This window comes from Bradyrhizobium sp., assembly GCF_035701725.1.
Lineage (GTDB): Bacteria > Pseudomonadota > Alphaproteobacteria > Rhizobiales > Xanthobacteraceae > Bradyrhizobium.
In genome coordinates, this window is sequence record NZ_DASSRP010000099.1 from 1 (window position 1) to 9404 (window position 9404).

The 9404-nt window shown below is 61.7% G+C and carries 9 protein-coding genes, 1 tRNA gene and 1 pseudogene; 5 read left to right on the forward strand and 6 right to left on the reverse strand.

The genetic code is table 11. The features are described from left to right. Both VFL62_RS05405 and VFL62_RS05410 read right to left on the reverse strand, forming a co-directional pair. Window positions 1-148: pseudogene (locus VFL62_RS05405) on the reverse strand (3-oxoacyl-ACP reductase); the annotation flags it as partial. Window positions 149-420: 272 nt separating this feature from the next. Next, on the reverse strand, window positions 421-2025 hold the full coding sequence (locus tag VFL62_RS05410) for a GMC family oxidoreductase (protein ID WP_325171345.1): 1605 nt from the start codon (window positions 2023-2025) through the stop codon (window positions 421-423). 310 nt (window positions 2026-2335) lie between these two features. Here VFL62_RS05410 and VFL62_RS05415 point away from each other — a divergent pair. Next, a tRNA-Met gene (locus VFL62_RS05415) sits at window positions 2336-2412 on the forward strand. A 91-nt stretch (window positions 2413-2503) separates the two neighbouring features. Here VFL62_RS05415 and VFL62_RS05420 read toward each other — a convergent pair. Continuing rightward, the gene (locus tag VFL62_RS05420) at window positions 2504-2989 is read right to left on the reverse strand and encodes a hypothetical protein (RefSeq protein ID WP_325171346.1); all 486 of its coding nucleotides are present in this window, start codon (window positions 2987-2989) and stop codon (window positions 2504-2506) included. Between the two features lie 103 nt (window positions 2990-3092). Beyond that, the gene (locus VFL62_RS05425; protein ID WP_325171347.1) at window positions 3093-3866 is read right to left on the reverse strand and encodes an HAD family acid phosphatase; all 774 of its coding nucleotides are present in this window, start codon (window positions 3864-3866) and stop codon (window positions 3093-3095) included. A 203-nt stretch (window positions 3867-4069) separates the two neighbouring features. Here VFL62_RS05425 and VFL62_RS05430 point away from each other — a divergent pair, with 203 nt between their 5' ends. Both VFL62_RS05430 and VFL62_RS05435 read left to right on the forward strand, forming a co-directional pair. Further along, window positions 4070-5062, forward strand: a complete 993-nt coding sequence (locus tag VFL62_RS05430) for a S1/P1 nuclease (protein ID WP_325171348.1) — start codon at window positions 4070-4072, stop codon at window positions 5060-5062. Between the two features lie 182 nt (window positions 5063-5244). Beyond that, window positions 5245-5499 (forward strand): hypothetical protein, encoded by a 255-nt coding sequence (locus VFL62_RS05435; protein WP_325171349.1) that lies wholly within the window; start codon window positions 5245-5247, stop codon window positions 5497-5499. Window positions 5500-5681: 182 nt separating this feature from the next. Here VFL62_RS05435 and VFL62_RS05440 read toward each other — a convergent pair whose 3' ends face one another. Together VFL62_RS05440 and VFL62_RS05445 are read right to left on the reverse strand one after the other, a co-directional pair. Continuing rightward, window positions 5682-6164, reverse strand: a complete 483-nt coding sequence (locus VFL62_RS05440) for a hypothetical protein (RefSeq protein WP_325171350.1) — start codon at window positions 6162-6164, stop codon at window positions 5682-5684. Window positions 6165-6257: 93 nt separating this feature from the next. Beyond that, on the reverse strand, window positions 6258-7238 hold the full coding sequence (locus VFL62_RS05445; RefSeq protein WP_414644614.1) for a Bug family tripartite tricarboxylate transporter substrate binding protein: 981 nt from the start codon (window positions 7236-7238) through the stop codon (window positions 6258-6260). Window positions 7239-7462: 224 nt separating this feature from the next. On the opposite strand from VFL62_RS05445, the gene VFL62_RS05450 reads away from it, so the two are divergent. Then, complete coding sequence (locus VFL62_RS05450) at window positions 7463-7639, forward strand: hypothetical protein (protein ID WP_325171351.1); 177 nt, start codon at window positions 7463-7465, stop codon at window positions 7637-7639. A 258-nt stretch (window positions 7640-7897) separates the two neighbouring features. Further along, a partial coding sequence (locus VFL62_RS05455) for a long-chain-acyl-CoA synthetase (RefSeq protein WP_325171352.1) occupies window positions 7898-9404 on the forward strand: 1507 nt, incomplete at its 3' end.

Sequence of the window (9404 nt, forward strand, 5' to 3'; positions counted from 1 at the left end):
CATCGGCGGTCTTCTTCAGCGCCTCGGCGCCGCGCGCCGTCAGCGTGACGTGAACGCCCTCATTGGCAAGCGCCATCGCGCAGGCGCGTCCCAATCCCTTGCTCGATGCGCAGACGATGGCGCGGCGGCCTTTGATACCCAGATCCACTGTTTCACTCCCGTCGTTCTTCGGATGTCCGTGTCGATCGGCGAAATCTAGCCAATCGAGGCTGCCCTGATAAGGGATGAGCCCTCGGCCCAACGCATAGCTAGTGTGGCGCTTCAGAAGTCCGCATCATTGCGGCCGCGAGCTCTTCATGCGGACTTCTGAACCAAAGCCACATCAGACTCAATAGGCTTGCCAGCGTCCCTTCGATTCCGGAAGTTCGTAAGGGTGGGGCTGCAAGAGGGTGCTAACGCCCCATCCCGGAATGACGCCCATTAGTTTACCCGCATCTCCGCCTTGATCATGTCGGCGGCCTTTTCGCCGATCATGATGGTCGGCGCGTTGGTGTTGCCGCCGACCAGGGTCGGCATCATCGAGGCGTCGACCACGCGCAAGGCCTCGAGGCCATGGACGCGAAGCTTGGGATCGACCACCGCAAGCGGATCGTCAACGCCCATCTTGCAGGTGCCGACCGGATGATAGACGGTATCGACATTGTTGCGCAGGACGTCACGGATTTGCGCATCGGTTTCGATGCCGGCGGTGACCAGATCGGTTTTCTGCAGCGCCTTGAGCGCGGGCGCATCGAGCAGGCGCTTCGTCGTCTTGAAGCCCGCCACCATGGTGTCGAGGTCGCTCTCCTCACCGAGAAAATTCGGATCGATCGCGGGCGGCGCGAAAGGATCGGCGCTTTGCAGCCAGACGCTGCCGCGACTTTTCGGACGCAGCACACAGACGTGACATGAGAAGCCGGTGCCCCAGCGCAGCTTGCGGCCGTGATCGCCGACCATCGCCATACAGAAGTGCAACTGAATGTCGGGCAGCTCGAGGTCGGGCCGCGTCTTGAGGAAGCCGCCGCATTCGGCGACATTCGAAGTCATCGGCCCGCGCCGCTCACGGCGATATTGGGCAATGCCCTTCAAGATCCGCGCGATGCCGCCGAACGACAGCCCTGTAAAATAGGGCGCATCTGAGCTGAAGCCGAACACGAAGTCCGGATGGTCTTGCAGGTTTTGTCCGACGCCCGGCAGATGATGCAGCGAGGCAATGCCGTGCTTGGTAAGCGCGACCGCGTCGCCGACGCCGGACAGCATCAGCAGTTGCGGGCTCTGGAATGCGCCGGCGGACAGGATCACCTCCCGCCGGGCGCGGAGCTGCTTGATCTCCTTGCCTTGCCGGTATTCGACACCGACAGCGCGTTTGCCCTCGAACAGAATGCGGGTTGTTTGCGCATCGGTGATGACGCGCAGATTGCTCCGCGTCTTCATGAAGGGATGAATGTAGCCGCGCGCCGCGCTCCAGCGCTCGCCGTTTTTCTGCGTGACCTGGTAGGCGCCGAGGCCCTCCTGCTCCTCGGCGTTGAAGTCGTCGCGGATACGGAACTGAGCCTCGCGCGCGGCCTGAAGGTAGATCTCGCGTGCGGGGTTGTCGGTTCGCGAGCCCGTGACATGCAGCGGACCGCCTTTGCCGTGATAGGCGCCGTCGAGTTCCGAATTGTCTTCGGAGCGTTTGAAATAAGGCAGCACGTCCGAATAGGACCAGCCGGTATTGCCGAGCGCCGCCCAGCCGTCATAGTCGGCCTTGTGGCCGCGGGTATAGACCATGGCGTTCATCGCCGAGGAGCCGCCGAGCCCTTTGCCGCGCGGCTGATAGCCGATGCGGCCGTTGAGACCGGCTTGCGGCATGGTGTTGAAGGCCCAGTTATTGATCCCGCCCGCGATCATCAGGATCAGCGCGCCGGGCGTGGTGACCACCCAATTGTCATCGGTTCCGCCGGCCTCGAGCAGCGCCACCGACGTCGCAGGGCCCTCCGACAGGCGGCTTGCGACCGCGCAGCCTCCGGAGCCGCCGCCCACGACCACAAAATCGAAGCTGTCCATGGTCCGAACTCCCCCCGCGTCTTGCTTTGCTTTTTGCGAAGGCTGGGCTTTCGGCGAATTTCTGGCAAGGGCTCTTTTCTGACCTTTTCGGATAAAAAGCAGCAAATTGGCCGCCATTCGCTGTCATAAAATCCTCAAAAGTGAGCCCAGAGCCCTTTCCAAAGCGCACCGTCGTTGGTACATAGCGCCCGCGACCTCACGGCCTCGGGCCTGAGGGTTGCCTTCTCAGGAAGCCTGTGGACGGAAGCGGCGCCCTTGGGGCGTTGACCCAGCCATTTCGGCTTTTAGATAAGGCCAAGCAAAGGTTTATCGCGGGGTGGAGCAGCCCGGTAGCTCGTCAGGCTCATAACCTGAAGGTCATAGGTTCAAATCCTATCCCCGCAACCAACCTCTTGGAGAAATCAGCCCGCCGCTTCGGCGGGCTTTTTCGTGCGCCGGTCACCGGCTCGATCGGCAAATGTCTGCAGGTCCGGCGTCCCTAATCGGCCGATCCGCTGTCCCGTTGAATCGCAGCGATTATCGTGTCGATGCCAGCGCGAATGTCCTTGGGATCGTTTGCGCCGCCGGGAATCCAGGCGGGGTCGCGCAAATTCACCCGCAATTGAGAGAGCAATGCCGATGTCCGGTCCGGTGCATCTTGCTCGAACGTATTTCTGTGGCGCTTTGCTATCTGGAATGTTTGATCGAACGCAACCCATTTGGCCCACGCATCCTCGTAGGCGCCCCAGATCTGCGGTTCGGTGATCGGGTCGACCTTGTTCGCCTTGAGTTCGAGCGTCTTGTGCACGGCCGCCTTCAATGCAGCGGACGCGCTGACGCAGGCGTCGATGGTTGTGCTTTTTTGCTGCCGCTGAAAGCTGCGCGTATTCCAAAAGTTGATCGCCGCCGAGATCGCGCTAGCGGTAGCCGACGCGGCAGAGATGATCGTGGCAACTTCAGACGGAGCCGAAGCGACATCAGGCATTGTGACCTCCCTTTCGATAGATCGGCTTTGAAAATAAATCGGAGTCGGCTGGATTCGAAATTGCGGCTCGCGATTTCGCTAGGTCTGGCGACTTCTTTTAGGTCTAGGGAATGAAGTAAAACGGATTCGGCACCTTGAAGATCTGGTCCGCGTAGCCGTTGACGAGATCGCTGTGCTGGTCGCCCACATTGACGATGATGTGGTAGTGCAAATCGTCCTGGATATGTTTGCGTGTGCGCGTCTTGTAGTCGGAGACGGATGCGCCCGGCGAGGAAACCGGCCGCATGAAAAGCTCTTTCCATCCGTCATAACCCGCCTCGCGGAGATTCTTGACGGTCGCGGCCTTCAGGTCCGGCCGGTTGGGGCGGCCGGTGATGAAAAACACCGTCACGTTGAGTGACTTCGCCAGGTTGAAGAGCTCAAGCGTCGGCGACAATGCTTCGGCGCGTGCACTGAGCTCCCATGCGGTGTCGCCGCATGCATAGCCGCCTTCCAGCGTACAGGCGCCTCCCGGGATGAATGCGAAATCGTCCAGCTCGATTTCCAGCCAGTTCGACAGCGAAGTCTCGTCGATGTCGAGCACCAACGCCGGATTTTCGGCCTTCGCGGCTTTGTCCTGTAGCGCCGCTTTGGCCTCGGCAATCTTGCTGGCAAAGTCGCGGTCATAGTCGCCGCAATACCGGTACTCCCGCAATACGCCCTTGAGCTGCCCGATATTGATCGGCTCGCCGGGATCGACGGTGTGCCTGCTCGCGCAATTCCAGTCGAGCGCGCTGGCTTTGCGGGCGTCACCGATCGCGCCGAAGAGAATGGCCGCACCGAGCGCGAGGCAGATCGAGGAGATTCTCAAAACGGCTGGAATCGTCGAACGCCTCATCGTGCAGCTCCACAATCGTTGGCTGCTTCGGACCGCCGTCGAAGCCTGGTAAATCCTCACTCTATCCTGGGATGTATGACGTCAAAATTACACATTAGGCCGCAGCCCTCATCTCTGCTGATTGTGGGCCATGTCACATCGGTGCCCACCGTGTCGTGATAGAGGGGCGTCTTTCGCAAGCGTGACACCGAGGAAAAGGCCGCATGATGTTGCTCCCGAAAGCCGTGCCGCTCGGCGGTGTCGCCGCCGCGCCGCGCGCAAGGCTTGTTGCCTTGCTGCTCGCATTCCCGATGCTGCTAAGCGAGCCGGCGCAGGCCTGGTGGGACGAAGGTCACATGCAGATCGCCTATTTGGCGTACGACCGCCTCACGCCGGCGGTCAAAGAGCGGGCGGATACGCTGCTCAAGCTCAATCCCGACTATCCGAACTGGACCGCCGGCGCCCCGGAGGGCAAGGAAAAGCTCTATGCCTTTGTCCACGCGGCCACCTGGGCCGACGATATCAAGACGAAAGCCGATTATTACGACGATCAGCCGACGGACTCGACCGCCGGACACAACGTGCCTTACGGGCATCTCAAGCATCAGTACTGGCACTTCAAGGATACGCTCTATTCGCCCGACAACACGCCGCTGCCTGCGCCCGTTGCGGTCGATGCCGTCAGCCAATTGAAACTGATGATCGCCGCTTTGCCGTCGTCGTCGCCTGCTTCCGAGCCGCTGCGCTCCTACGACCTGACCTGGACGCTTCACCTGGTCGGCGATCTCCATCAGCCGCTGCACGCGATTGACCGCTATACCGCGCAGATATCCGATAAAGAAGGTGACCGCGGCGGCAACGAGGAGATGGTGATTCCGGCGACCGGCCAGACGCTGGCGCTTCACGCCTACTGGGACAGTCTGTTCGGCGGCTATTCTTCGGTGTTCGGCGCCATTTTCGACGCCGATGACAAGACCAATGGTCTATGGAGGGTCGCGGTGGAGCCCGCCAAAGCGGTCGAATTGGATCCGGCCGTTTGGGCTCAGGAAAGCTTCGAGCTCGCGAAACAGAAGGCCTACGCGCCGCCGATCCGCGCCGACAAAACGCCGGTCCAGCTCACACGGGATTATGAAACGAATGCGCGCAACCTTGCGCGCAGCCAGGCGGCACTCGCCGCAGCGCGACTTGCCAACCTCTTGAACATGGTCCTTCAATAGCGGCCTGAGGCGCGCGCCAAGCGCCGCCGCTCACCGCCCGATCACGAAATGCGGCGTCGTGATCGATCGTGATTCACACCGCTTTGAATCGGCGCGAACGAACGTGTGTCGTCAGCTTTGGGTTGTCGGTTGTAGGAAAAGTCTCGAGGAGGGGTTCACCACCTTAAAATGGAAACCCTATGATGACGATCAAAACACTCAGCGCTATCGCACTCGTGGCCGCAGCCCTGTCGAGCCCGGCATTCGCCCAGGACAGCGATACGGCGCCTGCCCAGAAGCCGGTCCACGCCCTCCGCCACTACCGGGGCGCCTATAACCAGGTGCAGGGTCCGGCCTTCGCAGTTCCGCGTGCCTCCGAGAGCTGGAATGCTCAATCCGGCTTCGACCGTTCGCGGATCGGCGACTACGATCCGGATCTCAACCCGGCGGCCAACTGATCTTCTTTCGGTTCGTTCCGGAATAACGACGGACTGCAACGGCGGCTTGGCCTCGTGCCGGGCCGCTGCTGCTCCGGTTTCGGTGCGCGCACGCCGCGGATGAAACGGAACGGCGCCGCGGTCAGCGGGGCTTCACGTTCTGAATGCGGGGCCCTGTGGCAAGACCCGGCCGCCGTCGCAGATCATAGCTTTTCGGCGTCCTCGGCCTTCTTGCGCGCGATGAGGCCCGCGGCGATCTGCAACGTCGCGCCGACGGCCCAGGCGAGACAGATCAGAAGCGCCGAGGCGCGATGCGCGACTTCGTCGAGAACGATGCTCGATACCGAGATAACCGCCGCGGCGGAGGCGAGGAAAGTGCCCGCCGCGCTCAGCAGTTCGACCGCATCGGCCTTGGTGCCAAGGCCTTCGCGCAGTGGCAGGTGCATCTCGTGATCGGGAGGCAGATGCGGCAGATCGATACCGAGATAGAAGCCGGCCGCGCCATAAATCATCATCGCGAACACCGCAGCCGCCGAGCCGATCAGCTCTATATCGGCCCGTCCGACATGGGCGGCGACGAACAGGCCGCAGGAGGCGCCGGTCAGCGCCAGTCCGGTTCGCTCCAGCACATGGGCGGACCTGGAGATTGTCGAGCGGGTATCCCACTGGGCTCTGCGTGTGATCATAGGTTCCGATACCCCGCCTCAGCCACCGTATCGTTGACAAGGATCAAGGTAACCCGCGGTTCCAACACCGGCCACCGGAAAAGGGGGGGGTGGCTACTCTTTGCGCTGGCCGGAGAGTTCCACGACCTTGCGCCAGCGCTCCGTCTCGGTCGCAAGCATGTCGCCGAACCGGCCGGCGCTGCCGGTGATCGCGATGGCGCCAAGCTCGGCAAATCGCTGTTTGACGAGGGGATCGTCGAGCGCCGCATTGATCTCCTTGTTCAAGAGGTCGATGACGGCTGTTGGCGTGCTGCGCGGGGCTCCAACACCGTAGAACGAGCTGGTCTCGAAACCGGGCAGCGTGTCTGCGATCGGCGGAACGTCGGGCAAGGCGTCCGAGCGTTCCTTGGTGGTGACGCCGAGCGCGCGTAATTTTCCCGATCGCACCAGTTCGAACGACGACGTCACATTGTCGAACATGCCTTGAATCTGACCGGCCAAGACGTCGGTAAGTCCCGGCGCGGAGCCGCGATAGGGCACGTGAACGAATTGAACATGCGCCATCGACTTAAATAGCTCGCCGGAGAGATGCAGCGAGGTGCCGATGCCCGATGAAGCGATGCTGAGTTTGCCGGGATTGGCTTTGGCATAGGCAATGAAATCCGCCACGCTTCGGACCGGAAGGTCGTTGTTGACGACCAGCACCAGTGGGATCCGTGCCACACCTGCAACCGGTTCAATGCCTTTCAGGAAATCGTACGGCAGCGTCGGATCGAACGATGCGTTGATGGCATTGGCGGTGCTGGTCAGGAGCAGCGTATAGCCGTCCGGGGCCGAATTGATCACGGCCTGGGTGCCGATATTGCTGCCGGCGCCGGGCTTGTTCTCGACAATGAAGGTTTGACCGAGCCGCTCCGACAGGCGCTGGCAGATCAGGCGTGACAGCACGTCGGTCGCGCCGCCTGCGGTATAGGGAACGATCCAGCGAACTGGACGAGACGGATAGGGCGCGCCTTGCGCCGACGCGCTAGCCGCTGTGCCGAGCCAGGCCAGGCATGTCGTCGCGGAACGAAGAAGTTCCCGTCTGTCGATCAAAACAGCCTCTCTAAATCGCTAACGGCCGACACCGTAGGAATCGGGGGGTGATGTTACGGGATGCGACATCATCATGAGAAAATTTACACGCGTCCATAGCGGCTTATCGCAGTTGCGCTGTAATATTGGTCAGCGGCCGCTGCATCTTTGATCAGGCCTTTGCTTAAGAACCGTTAACCGCTTTGCGCGAGAATCGCTTACAGATTCCCGAAGAGGAACAAGCGATGGCCAAATTTGCGATCGGTGAACGGGTTGAAAAGGCGGCGGACGACCACAAGGCCGGCATTGTGATTGCGGTCTTCCCCACCACGGACGGGAACTTCCGCTACGCCGTGGATATGGAAGGCTACGGCGCGCTGCAGTTTTTCGCCGAGGAAAAACTGGTCGTTCACGCCGGATAGGCGTCGAACTGCGACGCACCGACGAAATTTCCGCCGCGGTGGCGGCGGACGGCGACGGTCGCTTGCATGCTTTAACCCATTCTTCATCGCCACTTGGCTCGATCTCCGGCGACTGACCTCCTTCGTTCTCAATGGAAACCGACGAACCCGCTCGCATCCATCCGGGCGGATTTTCGCGATTCGCCTCTTAACCCTGCCGATTAACACCTGGAAAGGCCCGCGCGGCTATAGAGAGCGATCACGTGGGAACGGGAAGCCATGAGCGCGGGCGTCATTGAGCGATCGACAGTCGAGCAGGGCGCGGCAGCGCCGCTGCACGCCAAGCCGTCGACCGCCAAGACCTGGCTGAAGGCCATCGAGCGAACGTCCGCCATTGAGGCCAATCCGGACCGGCTGTTTGCCGATCTCATCGAGGAATGGGCCGCGCGCCAGCCGGATCGGCCGGCGATCATGTCGGAGCGCGATGTCTTCAGTTATCGCGAATTGAACGAACGCATCAATCGCTACGCGCGCTGGGCGTTGGCACAGGGCATCGGCAAAGGCGAGACGGTTTGTCTGCTGCTGAACGGCGCGCCCGATTACCTCGCCGCCTGGCTCGGTGTCAGCAAGGTCGGCGTCGTCGTCGCCTTGATCAACACCAGGCTGGTCGGAGCTTCGCTCCAGCATTGCATCGACGTCGCGCAAGCCAGTCATATCATTGTCGGGCCGGACCTCGAAGGCGCGCTCGATGAAATTCGCCCGCACCTCAAGCGCATGCCGCAAGTGTGGCATCACGGCGAGAGCGCAGCTGAGATCAATCTTGAGACGGCGCTGGCCGCTCTCGATGCAGCGCCGCTGAGCGCACGCGAGCGGCGCAACGTCACGATCGATGACCGCGCGCTTCTGATCTACACATCCGGCACGACAGGCCTGCCGAAAGCGGCCAGCATCAGTCATCGCCGTATCCAGAACTGGGGCGGCTGGTTTGCCGGCCTGACGAATGCATCGGCCGACGACCGGCTGTTCGATTGCCTGCCGCTGTTCCATAGCGTCGGCGGCGTGGTCGCGCCATGCAGCATGCTTGCGGCGGGCGCATCGGTCGTTTTGCCGGACAGATTTTCGGCCAGCACGTTCTGGCGCGACGTGGTGCGCTTCGACTGCACGCTGTTTCAATATATCGGCGAACTCTGCCGTTACCTTCTCAACGCGCCGCCGTCGGAATTTGAAAACCAGCACCGGTTGCGGCTTGCCTGTGGCAACGGTTTGCGCGGCGATATCTGGGAAGATTTCCAGACGCGGTTTTCGATTCCGCAGATCCTGGAATTTTACGCGGCGACCGAAGGCAATTTCTCGCTCTACAATGTCGAGTGCAAACCGGGCGCGATCGGCCGAATTCCACCGCTGCTGGCGCATCGCTTTCCGGCTGCGATCGTTCGTGTCGATGCGGAGACCTTGACGCCGCGGCGCAATGCCGACGGGCTTTGCGAGGCGTGCGCGGTCGGCGAAGCGGGCGAGGCGGTGGGGCGGATCGGCACTGCCGACGGTGCCGGCGGTCGTTTCGAGGGCTACACCAACGCCGACGAGACCGAGAAAAAAATCCTGCGCGACGTGTTCGCCAAGGGCGATGCGTGGTTTCGCACCGGCGACCTGATGAAAATCGACGATGCCGGCTTCTTTCACTTTGTCGATCGTCTCGGCGACACTTTCCGTTGGAAGGGCGAGAACGTCGCAACATCCGAGGTGAACGAGGCGATACTGGAATGCCGCGGGGTGATCGACGCCACGA